The organism is Chiayiivirga flava (assembly GCF_014202825.1).
GTDB classification, from domain to species: Bacteria; Pseudomonadota; Gammaproteobacteria; order Xanthomonadales; family Xanthomonadaceae; genus Chiayiivirga; species Chiayiivirga flava.
The window spans coordinates 179505-194698 of record NZ_JACHHP010000002.1 but is presented as its reverse complement, the minus strand read 5'-3'; the positions used below and the strand labels follow the sequence as shown (position 1 = coordinate 194698).

Annotated in this window: 14 protein-coding genes; 11 read left to right on the top strand and 3 right to left on the bottom strand. The window is 69.1% G+C overall.

Going from position 1 to position 15194, the window contains the following annotated elements; genetic code table 11:
• Position 1 precedes the first annotated feature (1 nt).
• The 5 genes from HNQ52_RS05360 (at position 2) to HNQ52_RS05340 (ending at position 3292) form a co-directional block, all read left to right on the top strand.
• Complete coding sequence (locus HNQ52_RS05360) at positions 2–616, top strand: hypothetical protein (protein WP_183960092.1); 615 nt, start codon at positions 2–4, stop codon at positions 614–616.
• The gene (locus HNQ52_RS05355) at positions 613–1248 is read left to right on the top strand and encodes a YbhB/YbcL family Raf kinase inhibitor-like protein (protein WP_183960091.1); all 636 of its coding nucleotides are present in this window, start codon (positions 613–615) and stop codon (positions 1246–1248) included. Before HNQ52_RS05360 ends, HNQ52_RS05355 begins: the two co-directional genes overlap by 4 nt.
• Before the next feature lie 2 nt (positions 1249–1250).
• On the top strand, positions 1251–1766 hold the full coding sequence (locus tag HNQ52_RS05350; RefSeq protein WP_183960090.1) for a YcxB family protein: 516 nt from the start codon (positions 1251–1253) through the stop codon (positions 1764–1766).
• A 13-nt stretch (positions 1767–1779) separates the two neighbouring features.
• Positions 1780–2634 carry an undecaprenyl-diphosphate phosphatase gene (locus HNQ52_RS05345; protein WP_183960089.1) on the top strand — a complete coding sequence of 285 codons (855 nt, stop codon included), beginning with the start codon at positions 1780–1782 and terminating at the stop codon, positions 2632–2634.
• A gap of 214 nt (positions 2635–2848) precedes the next feature.
• Positions 2849–3292, top strand: coding sequence for a PA2169 family four-helix-bundle protein (locus HNQ52_RS05340; protein WP_183960088.1), 444 nt, complete (start codon positions 2849–2851; stop codon positions 3290–3292).
• 90 nt (positions 3293–3382) lie between these two features.
• Here HNQ52_RS05340 and HNQ52_RS05335 read toward each other — a convergent pair whose 3' ends face one another.
• Entirely contained in the window at positions 3383–5560 is a 2178-nt protein-coding gene (locus HNQ52_RS05335; RefSeq protein WP_183960087.1) for a patatin-like phospholipase family protein, read from the bottom strand.
• A gap of 408 nt (positions 5561–5968) precedes the next feature.
• Entirely contained in the window at positions 5969–7105 is a 1137-nt protein-coding gene (locus HNQ52_RS05330) for an acyltransferase family protein (protein WP_183960086.1), read from the bottom strand.
• Between the two features lie 242 nt (positions 7106–7347).
• Here HNQ52_RS05330 and glnA point away from each other — a divergent pair, with 242 nt between their 5' ends.
• From glnA to HNQ52_RS05305, 5 genes are all read left to right on the top strand, one after another.
• Entirely contained in the window at positions 7348–8757 is a 1410-nt protein-coding gene (glnA, locus tag HNQ52_RS05325) for a type I glutamate--ammonia ligase (RefSeq protein ID WP_183960085.1), read from the top strand.
• A gap of 180 nt (positions 8758–8937) precedes the next feature.
• Positions 8938–9669: a TorF family putative porin gene (locus tag HNQ52_RS05320; protein ID WP_183960084.1), complete on the top strand. Its 732-nt coding sequence runs from the start codon at positions 8938–8940 to the stop codon at positions 9667–9669.
• A gap of 199 nt (positions 9670–9868) precedes the next feature.
• Positions 9869–10207: a P-II family nitrogen regulator gene (locus HNQ52_RS05315; RefSeq protein WP_183960083.1), complete on the top strand. Its 339-nt coding sequence runs from the start codon at positions 9869–9871 to the stop codon at positions 10205–10207.
• Positions 10208–10226: 19 nt separating this feature from the next.
• Positions 10227–11645, top strand: a complete 1419-nt coding sequence (locus HNQ52_RS05310; protein WP_221281956.1) for an ammonium transporter — start codon at positions 10227–10229, stop codon at positions 11643–11645.
• Positions 11646–11917: 272 nt separating this feature from the next.
• On the top strand, positions 11918–12433 hold the full coding sequence (locus HNQ52_RS05305; RefSeq protein WP_183960082.1) for a GNAT family N-acetyltransferase: 516 nt from the start codon (positions 11918–11920) through the stop codon (positions 12431–12433).
• A gap of 305 nt (positions 12434–12738) precedes the next feature.
• On the opposite strand, the gene HNQ52_RS05300 is transcribed toward HNQ52_RS05305, so the two are convergent.
• A complete protein-coding gene (locus HNQ52_RS05300; protein WP_183960081.1) occupies positions 12739–13107 on the bottom strand; it encodes a hypothetical protein in 369 nt (122 codons plus the stop codon).
• Positions 13108–13628: 521 nt separating this feature from the next.
• On the opposite strand from HNQ52_RS05300, the gene HNQ52_RS05295 reads away from it, so the two are divergent.
• Positions 13629–14912, top strand: coding sequence for an MgtC/SapB family protein (locus tag HNQ52_RS05295; RefSeq protein WP_183960080.1), 1284 nt, complete (start codon positions 13629–13631; stop codon positions 14910–14912).
• Positions 14913–15194 lie beyond the last annotated feature (282 nt).

Sequence of the window (15194 nt, the reverse complement as noted above, 5' to 3'; positions counted from 1 at the left end):
GATGATCCCGCCGCGCGCCGCCGATGGCCGTCGTCTCGGGATGGCCGCCCTGCTGCTCCTGCTGGGTGCCTGCGCCAGCATCCCGCTGTCGACGATGTGGCGCATGCGCAACTTCGGCGCGGCCGAACTTGCCGCGATCGATCCGACGGCATTGCGCGTGGCGACGCGGATGGAGCCCGCGGCGCTGCGCCTGGATCCGGCGAAGGCGCAACTGGTGCTTGCGCTCGCACCGCGTGCCGGCGGTCCCGACGAGGTCTACGCCATGCAGCTGCGCGAGGCCTCGGTGGCGAACGACGACCTGGTTCCCGGCGACGCCGCCGACTGGCAGATCTTCCGCCTCACCGAACACAGCGCGGCGATGCTGCGCGAAGCGGTGCCGCGGTTCACGCGCGACATGGACGCCGACTACTCCGGCGCCACGTTCAGCGTGAAATTCGGCTTTACCGACGCCGGTGCGCTCGCCGGCCACGACACGCTGCGCGCCACGGTGCGGCTGGCGCTCGCCGCCGACCAGCAGGCGTTCACCCTGCTCGACCGCGTCAGCATTCCCGTCGCGCAGGGCGATGCCGCGCCACCGTCCTCTCCTTCGACACCGAACGAGGCTCCCGTCCGATGAAACTGCACAGCAACAGCTTTCCGCACCGCGGCCGCATTCCGGCGCAGTTCGCGTTCGGCCGTCCGGGCGATGCCGGCGAACCGTGCGTGCTGTCGCACAACCGCAACCCGCATCTTGCGTGGGACGAGGTGCCCGACGGCACGCGCTCGTTCGCGCTGCTGTGCATCGACACCGATGCACCGTCGAAACCCGACGACGTCAACCGGCCCGGACGCGAGGTTCCCGCGGACCTGCCGCGCGTGGATTTCGTGCACTGGGCGATGGTCGATCTGCCGGCGACGCTGCGCGAGATCGCCGCGGGCTCGGCGTCGGACGGCGTCATCGCGCACGGCAAGCGCGAACCCGCCGGCCCCGCCGGCGCGCGTCAGGGCGAGAACGACTACACCGGCTGGTTCTCCGGCGACGCCGCGATGCAGGGCGAGTATCTGGGCTACGACGGTCCGTGCCCGCCGTTCAACGACGCGCGCGAACACCGCTACTTCTTCCGCCTATTCGCGCTGGACGTGGAACGGCTCGACGTGCCGCCGCGCTTCACCGCCGCCGACGTCTTCGCCGCGATGCGCGGCCACGTGCTCGGCGAGGCCCTGCTGCAGGGCACCTACACGCTGAACCCGCGGCTCGCGCAGTCATAACGATGGAATTGCACTTCGACCTGCGCGACGACGACGTCCGCGTCGCGCAGCGTGCCGCGTCAAGAACGTGGCAGCGCCTCGCCGGGCACTGGAGCATCACGGCCACCGGCGTGCTGCACTGGATGTGCGTCGGCGCCTTCGTGGTGTGCGTGCTCGACCAGGTGCCGCCGGACCGGCAATGGCTGCTGCTCGGTCTCGGCGTCGCGATGCTGGCCACGTTTTGGGCCACGCTGCTGCTGCAGCACCATCGCCTGAAGACGCGCCTGCGCGCCGGCGCCGGCCCGTTCCCGCAGGCACATCACGTACGCATCGACACCGACGGCCTCGCCATGTCGTCGGTCACCGGCAGCACGCATGTGCCGTGGTCGCGCGTGATCGACGTGCAGTCGCTGCCTGACCATGTGCTGCTGCAGTTCGCGCAGGGCGTGTGTTTGCCGATCCCGCGCCATGCCTTCCCCGATGCCGGCGCGCGCGACGCCTTCCTCGCCGCACTCGCCGCCCACCGCCAACCCGCCTGAGCGCAGCCCCCGCATGGAACTGCTGCACATCGTCATCCTGGCCCTGATCCAGGCGCTGACCGAATTCCTCCCGATCTCGAGCTCCGGCCATCTGGCGCTTGCGAGCCAGCTATTCGGCTGGGACTACCAGGGCATCGCGTTCGATCTCGCGCTGCATTTCGGCACGCTGCTGGCCGTGGTCGGCTACTTCCGCGACGACCTGTTCGCGCTCGCGCGCGAAGTGCTGCGCTGGCGGCCGGGGCGGGCGATGAATCCGATGCAGAAGCTCGGCCTCGGCCTGGGCCTTGCGACGGTGCCGGCGGTGATCGTGGGCCTGCTGATGGGCGACGCCGGTGCGTTGCTGCTGCGGCACCCGGTGGTGATCGCCGCCAACCTGATCGTGTTCGGCGTGCTGCTGTGGATCGCCGACCGCAAGACGCGCGACACGCGCTTCCAGCAGGCCACCGCGAGTGCCGACTTCGTCGAGGATGCGCAGGCGGTGTTCTCGCGCATGACACTCAGGCAGGCGTTGCTGATCGGCTGCGCGCAGGCGCTGGCGCTGGTGCCGGGCACCTCGCGTTCGGGCATCACGATGACGGCCGGACTGTTCCTCGGGCTCACGCGCGCGGCTGCGGCACGGTATTCGTTCCTGCTGTCGGTGCCGGTGATGATCCTGGCCGTGGTGCATTCGCTGTGGGAGCTGCGCCACGGTGCGGCGGCCGTGGCATGGGGCGACATGGCCATCGGCGCGGCGATTTCGGCCGTGGCGGGGCTCGGCGTGATCCACCTGTTCCTGGGGGTGATCCGGCGCGTGGGCGTGGGTCCGTTCGTGCTCTACCGCATCGCACTGGGCGTGTTCGTGCTGGGCTGGTTCCTGCTGCGCGGCTGACGTGCGACACGCACGGCGCGGGCCGGCGCGCGGCGCATGTTGCAAGCCGGGCCACGCGACGGCGTGCCGGAAACCGCGTCAGAGCGTCGCTCCCTGCGTGGCACGCGATCTGCAGTGACGGGGGGTCGGTTCGATCGGCTTCGCAACCATGGCGCTTCGACGCGCGCTGCGATCGGTCGTCAACCTGACCTTCCCCTCACGCAAGGAGTGCCCCATGAGCAAGACCACCAGCAACCTCAACGAACTGATCGAAGTCCTCAACGACGGCGTGTCCTTCTACGAAGACGCGAGCAAGAGCGTCGACAACCCGTCCTACAAGACCCTGTTCTCGCGTATGGCGAGCACCAAGCGCTCGATTTCCGCGGATCTGAAGGCGCAGGTCGCGCTGCACGGCGAGAAGCCGGCCGACGGCGGCACCTTCGCCGGTACGCTGCGCAAGGGCTACACCGACCTGCGCGCGAGCATGAGCAAGCACGGCGACGAAACCTACATCGCGCAGCTCGAAGAAACCGAGGATCGCATCCTGCACGCGTTCCAGGACGCGCTGACCTCGTCCGACCGCGCCGAGGTGCGCCAGATCGCGCAGAACTACCTGCCGGACGTGCGTCGCATGCACGACGAGATGCGCGCGCTCAAGCAGCAGGTGAAAGCCGCATAAGCGCGCGCCGTCGCCCCACAGTCGATGCGCCAAGCCCGGCGGACCCACGTCCGCCGGGCTTTTTCGTGCATGCCGTTTGTTGGACGGGCATCAGTACGGCCGTCCGATGAACAGGTACAGCGAATTCTCGCCGCCCTCGCCCTGCCCGTAGCCCAGGTGCAGCGCGCCGAGCGGCGACTCGGCCGCGACGAACACGCTGCCGCCCCACAGCAGCGAATCGATCGAGATGTCGTCCTTCACTTCCCACGCGTTGCCCACCTCCAGCGAGCCGCCGGCGAACAGCCGGTAGCGGTCGAACACCGCGCCGAGGCTGCGGTAGTACACCGCCTGGCCGAGCGCGAGATGCCGTCCGAACAAGGCATCTTCCTCGAAGCCGGAAAGATCCAGGAAGCCGCCGAGGAACCCGGTCTCGTCCGACGGCAGGTCGTCCGCCCCCGCGTACTGCCCGCGGAACTGCAGCAGCAGGCGATCGTCCGTCGCCACCGGCAGCGCCTGGCTCACGCGCCATTCGAACAGCGTCGCGTTGCCCTCGCCGCCGACGGCCTGCACGTAATGCCGCAGCGAGAGATCGGTGAAGTTGCCGCGACGCGGGAACTGCGCGTCGTCCTGCGTGTCGCGCACGAAGTCCGCGCGCAGGCCGGCACTGCGTTCGCTGTCGGTGTCGATCGCGATCAGCGTGGTGCGCGCGGAGAATTCGCTGCTGCGCAGGAACGCGCCCACGCTCAGCGCGCCCCAGTCGCCGAGCCAGCGGCCGGCGTCGATGCCGACCTCGAGGCTCTGCCGGCGCAGCTCAACCGAACGCCGGCGGTCGATGTACAGCGGCTGGTTGCGCGCCGTGTACGAGGCATGCGGCGACCACCACAGCGCACGCCGAGCATCGAACGGCTGCAGCCACTCGTAGCCCAGGTGCGTGGTCTTGCCGATCTGCGCGTCGGCCAGCCATTCCGCGCCGGCGTCGTTGACGTTGGTAGCGCGCAGGCGGCCGCCGAGGTCGAAATTGCTGCTGCCGTCGAAGTTGTCCTCCAGTCGCAGGCCGAAGCGCAGCGTGCCGTCGCCCCACTGCTTGTCGCGCAGCGAGATCCGCACCGCGTCGCCGTCCGGACCGGGCACCACGCGGTAGTCGACGCTCTCGAATTCGCCGCGTCCATACAGGCGTGCGATGTCGCGTTCGAGTTCGGCGCGGTCGAAGGCGTCGCCCGGATGCTCGCGCAGGTAGGCACGCAGCACGGCGGACGCCGGCGTGTCGTCGGCGAAGTCGATGCTCGCGACCGTGCCCAGGCTGCGCACGGCACGGCGGCGCGTGTCCTTCCAGGTTGCGTAGACCTCCGGCGCGGCGCGGAACGCGGCGAGGCGGTCGCGTTGCGCCACCGTGGCCGCTTCGCCCGGTGCCATCGCCTCGGTCGCCGCGCGGGCGAAGTCGGTCGAGCCGATGTCGCCCAGCGCAGGCACGATCAGCACGTCGCCGGGTCCGAGCAGCGCGATCTCGGCGTCGGTCTGGCGCCGCATCAGCGCGGTGAGCATCTGGTCGGTGATGGTGACCGGCGAGGTGAGCTTCTCGCGTCCGCGCAGCGGCGCGCTGATGTCGACCGCGATGATACGCGTGGCGCCGAGCTCGCGCGCGATGCTGACCGGCAGATTGCTCGCGGTGCCGCCGTCGCTGAGCAGGCGGCCGTCGATTTCCACCGGCGGCAGGAAGGCCGGCACCGCCATGCTGGCGCGCACCGCGGTGGCGAGATCGCCGCGCGACAGCACGACGGTGCCGCCGCTTTCCAGATCGGTGGCGACCGCGCGGAACGGGGTCGCGAGCCGGTCGAACTCCTCGATGCCCGCGGCCGGCAACAGAAAGCCGCGCAACACCAGTCCCAGGCGCTGGCCCTGCACCAGCGAGCGCGGAATACCGAAGCGCCCGTCGCGGTAGCCGATGGCGGCGTTGACGAGAAAGGTGCGGTCCTGCAGGCGCGAGCGCAGCGGGCGGTCGGTGCGGTCGGATGCATCGCGGAACACGCCGTTCCAGTCCACCGCGGCGACGGCTTCCTCGATTTCGTGCGCGTCCAGCCCGCTCGCGTACAGGCTGCCGATGACCGCGCCCATGCTGGTGCCGACGATGCAGTCGACCGGCACATGCTCGGCTTCGAGCGCGCGGATCACGCCGACATGCGCGATGCCGCGCGCGCCGCCGCCGGACAGCACGAGACAGGTCTTGGCCTGTGTCGCGGTGCACGCGAGCAGTGCCAGCGGCAGCGCGAGACGGGCAAGGATCAGACGCATGGTCTGCTCCGTGGATGGGAAGGCACGGATGCTAGCAAGCGGGCACGCGCTGCGGCATGTCGCAGCAGCCGTGCGCGGCGACGCATCGGCCGCATGCCTCCACGGTCGCCGTCATTCCGGCCTTTGCGCGCTGCCGTCCGGGCGCAGGCCATTGTCGTCGGGGAACACACACGTGTTCCCACCCCGTCGTCCCGGCGAACGCCGGGACCCAGTGACGTTCCCGGCATTTGCGGTGGTTCAAGCATCCCGAGCAACGCCGCTGGGTCCCGGCGTTCGCCGGGACGACGGGGTCGGAACACTTTCGCCGAGTCGAATCGACGAAACGTCGGTTGAGGAAACCGTGCGCGCGTGGTCCAGAGCCAGGGCCACGCCCGCTGTGTTACCGCGTCGTATCCCATCCGTGACGGATTACCGCGCCAGCCAGCGCCGCCGCAGCGCACGTTCCACCGGCATCGAAAACCCGTGCGCCAGCGCAGCGCCGAGGGCCCAGGACGCGAGCACCGCCGGCAGGTACCACAGGACCGCCCAGCGCATGTCGCCCTGCACCGCGCCGACTATGCCCACTGTCACGAACACCACGAACATGTGCGTGAGGTACATCTCGTAACTGAGCCGGCCCATCGACGCCAGCCATCGCAGCCCGCGCGGCACCGGCACCGCGCCGTTGCGACGCTCGTCGAACTGCAGCGCCACGAGCAGCGCCATCGTCGACAGCGTCAGCACCAGCACGTAACCGTTGCCGATCCACCGCCACCACAGCACGCCGAACAGCAACGTGCTCGCGAGCATCGCCGTCGAGAGTGTTGCAAGCAGCCACACCACCGCCCGCGGCGGCGCCCGCCAGCGTGCGGCGAGCAGTGCGCCGAACACGCCGGCCGCGATCGCCGCCATGCCCGGCAGGTACGCCTTCTCCTGCCAGATGGCGTTGTCCGCCAGCGCCGCGCGCGTGAGCGGCAGACTGAGCGCGAAGACCGCCAGCAGCAGCATCAGCCAGCGCTCGCGTCGCACCGCCAGGCACAGCAGCGGGAAGGCGACATAGAACGCCTCCTCGATCGACAGCGACCACAACACGTCCCAGCCGCCCGGCAGATAACCGGTCTGGCCTTCGTACCAGTTCAGGTGCAAGCCGAACACCGCGAGCACGGCGCGCCCCAGCGACTGCCGCTCGGTGTCGATCACGTGGTGGGGCACCCCGAGCAGATGCAGCGCGGCGAGCAGCGCGACGATGAGCGTCAGCGTGGGCAGGATGCGCGTGGCGCGACGCACATAGAAACCGCGCGCGTCCAGTCGCGCGAGCCCGCCGTCGCGTCGCAGCACGTGCGTGGTGATGAGGAAGCCCGAAATCACGAAGAACACGAATACGGCCTCGTAGCCGTTGTAGATCAGCGCATTCAGCACGCCGCGCGGCAGCCAGTCGGCCAGCACGCCGTCCTTCAACGGAAAACGCAGGCCTAGGTGGTGCAGCACCACCAGCACGATGGAGAGTCCGCGCAGCAGATCGATGCCGGCGTTGCGCGGCTGCAGGGCGCTCGGGCCTGCGGTCATGGCGGTCGGTTCGGAGGCTGCGCATGCAGCGGCGCGCGATGGTGGCGCGGCCGGTGGAACGTCGCAAGGCTGCCTGCGACGGATCGATCGCCCATGGTGCAACGCACAAACGAGCGCACCAGATTGGTGCGTCCAGAATCCCTGCTGACGCAGCGTGGGTCATGCGATCAATGGTTTAGCCGCCATTTAGCCTGGCATGCCGATTGCTAACTCCATGCACAACCTGTCTGGAGCGTGTGTCGATGTCGTACGAGAGCGTGCAGAAACTGATCAAGGACAACAACGTCGAATTCGTGGACCTGCGTTTTGCCGACATCCTCGGCAAACAGCACCACGTCACCTTCCCGATCCGCGTGGTCGACGAGACGCTGTTCGAGGAAGGCAAGATGTTCGACGGCTCCTCGATCGCCGGCTGGAAGGGCATCAACGAGTCCGACATGGTGCTGCTGCCGGATCCCGACACCGCCGTGCTCGATCCGTTCACCGCCGACCCGACCCTGATCCTGATCTGCGACGTGCTCGAACCGGCCACGATGCAGGCCTACTCGCGCTGCCCGCGCTCGGTCGCCAAGCGCGCCGAGGCCTACGTGAAGTCGAGCGGCGCCGCCGACCTTGCCTTCTTCGGCCCCGAACCCGAATTCTTCATCTTCGATTCCGTGCGTTACGGCAATGACATGGGCCACACCTTCTTCGAGATCGACTCGGAAGAAGCGCACTGGAACTCGGCCAAGGCCTACGAAGGCGGCAACAGCGGCTACCGCCCCGGCATCAAGGGCGGCTACTTCCCCGTGGCGCCGGCCGACACCCTGCACGACGTGCGCGCCGAGATGGTGAAGGCCATCGAAGCGGCCGGCATCGAGGTGGAAGTGCACCACCACGAAGTGGCGAACGCGGGCCAGTGCGAGATCGGCACCAAGTTCAACACGCTGGTGAAGAAGGCCGACGAGCTTCTCACCATGAAGTACATCATCAAGAACGTCGCGCACCGCAACGGCAAGACGGCGACCTTCATGCCGAAGCCGCTGGTGGGCGACAACGGTTCGGGCATGCACGTGCACCAGTCGCTGTCGAAGGGCGGCCAGAACCTGTTCGCCGGCGAAGGCTACGGCGGCCTGTCGCAGCTGGCGCTGTGGTACATCGGCGGCATCTTCAAGCACGCGCGTGCGATCAACGCCTTCACCAACTCCACCACGAACTCGTACAAGCGCCTCGTGCCGGGCTTCGAAGCGCCGGTGATGCTGGCGTACTCGGCGCGCAACCGTTCGGCCTCGTGCCGCATTCCGTGGGTGAGCAACCCGAAGGCGCGGCGCATCGAGATCCGCTTCCCGGATCCGATGAACACCGGCTACCTCGCCTTCACCGCACTGCTGATGGCGGGCCTCGACGGCATCAAGAACAAGATCGACCCGGGTGCACCGTCGGACAAGGATCTGTACGACCTGCCGCCGGAAGAGGAAAAGAACATCCCGACCGTGTGCCACTCGCTCGACCAGGCGCTCGACGCGCTCGACAAGGACCGCGACTTCCTCAAGGCCGGCGGCGTCTTCAGCGACGACTTCATCGACGGCTACATCGCGTTGAAGATGCAGGAAGTGACGAAGTTCCGCGCCGCCACGCATCCGCTCGAATACGCGATGTACTACGCGCTCTGACGCGACGCGCGCGCCGGGGATGGGGATCCCGGGCGCGCGCGGCGCAACCGCTCCACCGCAACACACCAGACGAACAACGGAAGGACGGCGTGTGCCGCAACCACACGCCCGCGGTGCGGAATCGATCCCGCACGCAGTCCCGGGGAGGGCCACTCAAGTTCCATCACTGAGGAGCCTGTCATGTCGTCACGTTCCGCCCTGCGCGCGCCGTCGCTCGCGCTCGCCCTCGCTGCCTGCGGCGCCGCCGATGCCGCAGTCACGTCCAATGTCGCGCTGACCTCGGACTACGTGTTCCGCGGCGTCAGCCAGACCGACCGCGAACCCGCCATCCAGGGCGGCTTCGACGTCACGGCCGACAGCGGCGTCTACTTCGGCACCTGGGGCAGCTCGATCAGCTGGTTGTCCGATGCCTCGCCGGACATTTCCAGCAACGTCGAGATCGACGGCTACGCGGGCTACCGCGGCAGCTTTTCCGACAGCGTCGCCTACGACATCGGCGCGATCTACTACTGGTATCCGGGCAGCTATCCGGGCGGGTTCAATTCGGCCGACACCGCGGAAGTCTATTTCGGCATCACGGCGGGCATCGTCGGGCTGAAGTATTCGTACGCACTCACCGATCTCTTCGGCTACGCCGATTCCGACGGTTCCGGCTACCTCGACGCCAGCGTCAACTGGGGTTTCGCCGACGGCTGGACGCTGAACCTGCACGGCGGCAAGCAGTGGATCGAGAACAACGAGGACTTCGAGTACGTCGACTGGAAGGTGGGCGTGACGAAAGCGTTCGAGAACGGCTTCTCGATCTCGGCCGCGTACGTCGACACCGACACCGAAGAAGCGCTGTACACGAATCCGCAGGGCGAATACATCGGCGATTCGACGGCGATCCTGACCCTGGCGAGGACGTTCTGATGTCCTGCCCGTCCTTGTCCGTCCAGTTCCACCGTCGCTCCCATCCCCGTCGCCCCGGCGCAGGCCGGGGCCCAGCGGCGTCCGTCCACGCAGGCGCAGAGCAACGCCACTGGGTCCCGGCTTTCGCCGGGACGACGGGTGGGGGCGTTCGCGCCGCCATGACCACGTCGTTGCTTGTCTGCGCAACCGGAGCCACCGCATGAAACTGATCACCGCCATCATCCGCTCCTTCAAGCTCGACGAAGTGCGCGAGGCACTGACCGAGGTCGGCGTGTCCGGCATCACCGTCACCGAGGTGAAGGGCTTCGGCCGCCAGAAGGGCCACACCGAGCTGTATCGCGGCGCCGAATACGTCGTCGACTTCCTGCCGAAGATCAAGGTCGAGGCCGCCGTGCCCGACGCGCTGGTCGACCGCGCCGTGGAGGCGCTGGTGCAGGCCGCGCGCACCGGCAAGGTGGGCGACGGAAAAATCTTCGTCTCTCCGCTCGATCAGGTGGTGCGCATCCGCACCAGCGAGATCGGCGACGACGCGCTCTGACTCCGGGGGATCACGACTCATGTCTCGACACACTGTTCCGTCGCGCGGCGTGTCCGCCGCGCTGAAATCGATCGTCGCCATCGCCGGCGTCGGACTCGCCGGGGCCGCACTCGCGCAGGACGCCGCGCCGGTGCCCGACAAGGGCGACGTCGCCTGGATCCTCACCTGCGCCGCGCTCGTCATCTTCATGACGCTGCCCGGCCTCGCGCTGTTCTACGGCGGTCTCGTGCGCAGCAAGAACGTGCTCTCGATCCTGGTGCAGACGCTGGTTGTGTTCTCGCTCGTCGCGGTGCTGTGGGCGCTGTACGGCTACAGCCTCGCGTTCACGCCGGGCAATGCCTTCATCGGCGGCTGGGACCGGCTGTTCGCCGAAGGCCTGACCACGGCCGCGAACGGCGCCACCTTCACCAAGGGCGTGGTCATCCCGGAACTTGCCTTCTTCGTATTCCAAGGCGCGTTCGCGTGCATCACCTGCGCGCTCATCGTCGGTGCGTTCGCGGAGCGGGTGAAGTTCGCCGGCGTGCTGTTGTTCACCGTGCTGTGGTTCACCTTCGCCTACCTGCCGATGGCGCACATGGTGTGGTTCTTCCCGGGCCCGGATGCGTTCACGAGCAACGAGGCGGTGCCCGAGGTGCTGGCGGCGTCGGGCTACCTGTTCGCGAAGGGCGCGCTCGATTTCGCCGGCGGCACCGTGGTGCACATCAATGCCGCGGTCGCGGGCCTGGTCGGCGCGTACATCGTCGGCAGGCGCACGGGGTACGGGCGCGAGGCGATTAAGCCGCACAACCTCACCTTCACGATGATCGGCGCGTCGATCCTGTGGGTCGGCTGGTTCGGCTTCAACGCGGGCTCGTCGCTGGAAGCCGGCGGCGTCGCGGCCATCGCCTTCGTCAACACCTTCCTCGCCACGGCGGCGTCGGTGCTCGCATGGACCTTCATCGAGTGGATCGGCAAGGGCAAGCCGTCGCTGCTCGGCGGTGCGTCGGGTGCGGTGGCGGGGCTGGTGGCGATCACGCCGGCGGCCGGCTTCGTCGGGCTCAACGGCGCACTCGCCATCGGCGCCATCGCCGGTGCGGCCTGCGTGTGGGGCGTGGGCGGACTGAAGCGCCTGCTCGGTGCGGACGACGCGCTCGACGTGTTCGGCGTGCACGGCGTCGGCGGCATCGTCGGCGCGGTGCTGACCGGCGTGTTCGCGGCCCCGTCGCTCGGCGGCGCGGGCCTCTGGGACTACGTCACCGAAACCGCGCTCGCCGAGTATTCGATCGGCGCGCAAGTGTGGATCCAGGTGCAGGGCGTGCTGGTGACCGTTGTGCTGTCGGGCGTGGTCGCGGCGATCGCGTTCCTGGTCGTGAAATACACCGTCGGACTGCGCGTCACCGAAGAAGCCGAGCGCGAAGGCCTCGACATCACCTCGCACGGCGAATCCGCCTACGAGTAAGGACTCGCGCACCGGGTCCTTTCCTCCCTCCCGAGGGTCCGGTGCGCGCAGGGGCGCGTGGGGTGGCGACAGCATGCTGGCGCCGCCCGACGCGAGCGGCACGAAGGCCTGCCCCGGTTGCGCGGGGCAGGCCTTCCTTTTCGCGCGGCGCGGCCACGGCCGGGCGCCTGCAGTGGCGCAGCTCCGTGCCTGCATCGCGATGCAGGCATATCGAGCACCTCGCGGGCGCGGACACCCGCTAGCATGTCCGTTTCCCATCGCGTGCCCGCTTCATGCCCATCCTCGCCACGCCACGCCTGGACCTGCGCGAACTGCGCGACAGCGACGCCGACTTCATCCTGCGCCTGCTCAACGACCCGAGCTGGCTGCGCTACATCGGCGACCGCGGCGTGCGCAGCCTCGACGACGCGCGGCGCTACATCGCAAACGGTCCGGTGGCGATGTACACGCGGCTCGGCTACGGCCTCTACCTCGTCGAGCGCCGCGACGACGGCGCGGCGATGGGCCTGTGCGGCCTGCTCAAGCGCGACGGCCTCGACGATCCGGACATCGGCTTCGCCTTTTTCCCGGAATTCGGCGGCCAGGGCTACGCGCTCGAAGCCGCCCGCGCGGCGCTCGACGCGGGCTTCGCGCAGCACGGCATGGCGCGCGTGGTGGCGATCACGGCGCAGGACAATGCGGCCTCGATCCGATTGCTGCGGGCGATCGGATTCGTGTACGAGCGCGATGTCACGTTACCCGGTGGCACCGAAGCCTTGCGGCTGTTTGCAGCGACGCGCGCCGCGTAAGCAGAAGGTGCACGGCCACACTGCGCGTCCCATCGCGCGTTCCTTCTCCCGTCGGGAGAAGGTGGCGGCAGCCGGATGAGGGCGAGACGGTTCGTGCCGGACTGAACGCTTCGAAAAGGATTGCAGGCGGACTTGCGCTGCTCGCATGCGCCTCGCCAGCCCACAGGTGGCGCCCTTATCCGCCTGCGTTCGGCCAGCGGTAGCTGCCTCACCCTTCTTCCGTCGGGAGAAGGATCGCAGCTCGCAGCACTCGGCAGCAGCAAGGCTGCAGGATTGCGACTGCCGTCTTGCGACGCAAGCAAACGCTACCACTCACTCGCCGCCGGCATAGCGCCAGTCGGCATCGTTGCAATCGACACGTTGCGATCGCGGCCGCTCAGCGCGAACACGTGCGGGCCTTCCTTCGGCGAATGCACGGCGTCGACGTGCGGATCGGCCACCAGTCCGGACGCCGCCATCCTTGATGCCAGCGTTCGGATCGCACCGAGCGTCTGCGCCGTGCCGAGCAGGCGCACGCTGCCGTCGATGCTGCCGAGGTTCAGCACGTCGACACCGGGCGGGCGCACCTCGCGCACCATCGCGTGCAGGCGTTGCGGATCGGATTGCGGTGGCTGCGCGGCGCTGCAGCAAGCGGCGAAGGACAGGGCGAGACCACAGGCGAAACGGTTCGACATGGCGGCACTCCTCGGCGGTCGGGCCACGCGCCGTGCGGGCCCGTCTCGAGGCGTACGCCGGTGCGTCGGTGTCGGGCACATCGCCGCCGCCCGTCGCCGACGAGCGTTGAGCCCGTCGTCCCGGCGAACGCCGGGACCCAGCGAGGTTGCTCGAGCGGATCCCGGGTCGAATCCCGAGTCCGGGAACGTCCCGGGTCGGATCCCGAATCGGATCCCGGGTCGGAGCCGAAGCAAGGTCGCACGCCGCCACCCCACCCGACGTCATTCCCGCGAACGCGGGAATCCAGCGCCCCTTCTTGTCTTTGCTGTGGGCATGGAGCGGTCAACGCAGAGCAACACCAAGAAGAGGCACTGGATTACCAGCTTCGCTGCTGAGAGCCCCGCATTCGCGGGAATGACGTTGGAGAGGGCGAGGCGCCCGCGATCCCACGAGCACGCAATGCCCGTCGCACCACACGACACCCGAACGCATGCCGCGCCGCGCATTGATTTCGACGCATCCTGCACGCCATCCTCGCGCGATGGAGACCCTTGAAGAACTCGAACTGCCGCCGGACCTGCTGATCGGCCTCGCCGTCGCGCTCGGCATCGGCATGCTGATCGGCCTCGAACGCGAGCGCCGCCAGGGCCGCGAGGAGGACCGCGGCGCGGCCGGTCTGCGCACACATGCGCTGCTCGCGCTCAGCGGCGCGGTGGCGACGGTGCTCGGCGTCTGGGCGAGCGTGGTCACCGGCGTCGGCGTGCTGACGCTGACGGTCGCGAGCTACACCCGTTCGCGCGAGCGCGACCCGGGTCTGACCAGCGAGGTGGCGATCCTGCTGAGTTTCCTGCTCGGTGGCCTCGCGCTGAACCGGCCGGCGCTCGCCGCCGCGCTCGGCGTGCTGGTGGCGATCCTGCTGTCGGCCAAGGGCGCGCTGCACCGCTTCACGCACGAGCACATGAGTCAGAACGAGCTGCGCGACCTGCTGCTGCTGGCCGCGGCGGCGCTGATCGTGCTACCGCTGCTGCCCGACCACGCGGTCGATCCGTGGGGCGCACTCGAACCCGCGTCGTTGTGGAAGCTGGTGGTGCTGGTGATGGCGGTCGGCGCCGCCGGCCACATTGCCTTGCGCCTGGTCGGCGCGCGCTGGGGCCTGCCGATGGCCGGCTTCTTTTCCGGCTTCGCGTCGTCGACGGCGGCGGTGGCGGGGTTCGGGCAGCGCGCGCGCGACACCGACGCCTTGCTGGTGCCGGCGGTGGCGGCGGCGCTGCTCGCGAACCTCGCATCGCTGCTGTTGTTTGCGGCCGTGATCGGTGCCGCGTCGGCAACCTTGCTGCGCGCGGCGGCCTGGCCGCTCCTGGCCGCGGGCCTGGCCATCGCCGCGGCCGGCGCGTTCGGCTTGTGGAAGGCGCCGCGCGCGGCAGACGCGCTTCCGGACGAACCGCAGGCGCGTGCGTTCCGCCTGTCGCATGCGCTGCTCTTCGCGGCCATTGTCGCGGCGGTGTTGTTGCTGTCGGCGTGGTTGCGCGAACAGGTCGGCGACCGCGGGGCGCTGGTGGCCGCCACGCTGGTGGCGATCGCCGAACTGCACGCGGCGGGCGCATCGCTCGGGCAACTGGCCGGCGGCGGCCTGGCCATCGCGGATGCGCGCTGGGGCGTGATCGCGCTGCTCGGTGCGAGCGCGGTGGCGAAATCGGTGCTGGCCTTCGTCAGCGGCGGCTGGCGTTACGGCGCGTTCGTGGCACTCGGACTCATGGCGATGCTCGCGGCGGCGGTGGCGACGGCGTGGCTGGTGCCGTTCGAAGGCGGCGCCGCGGCGGCGTAGCGCGTTTGCCGCGCGCCGACGACGCGCATCGGCCGAGCAAGCGAATTTTGCGCGCGCACGCACGCGCTCGCGACACCGCACGCGCCGCGCGACGGCGGGTCTACCCGTACCGTCGTCCCGGCGTTCGCCCACTGCTGTCCGATTGAATGAGCGGGCCACTGGCCGCGTAGCCTGGTCCGATGCGGCCTTCATCACAACGAAGCCGGAGCACGACTTGAGTTCCGGATTACCCCATTCCCGTCGTCCCGGCGAAGGCCGGGACCCAGTGACGTTGCTCTTCTC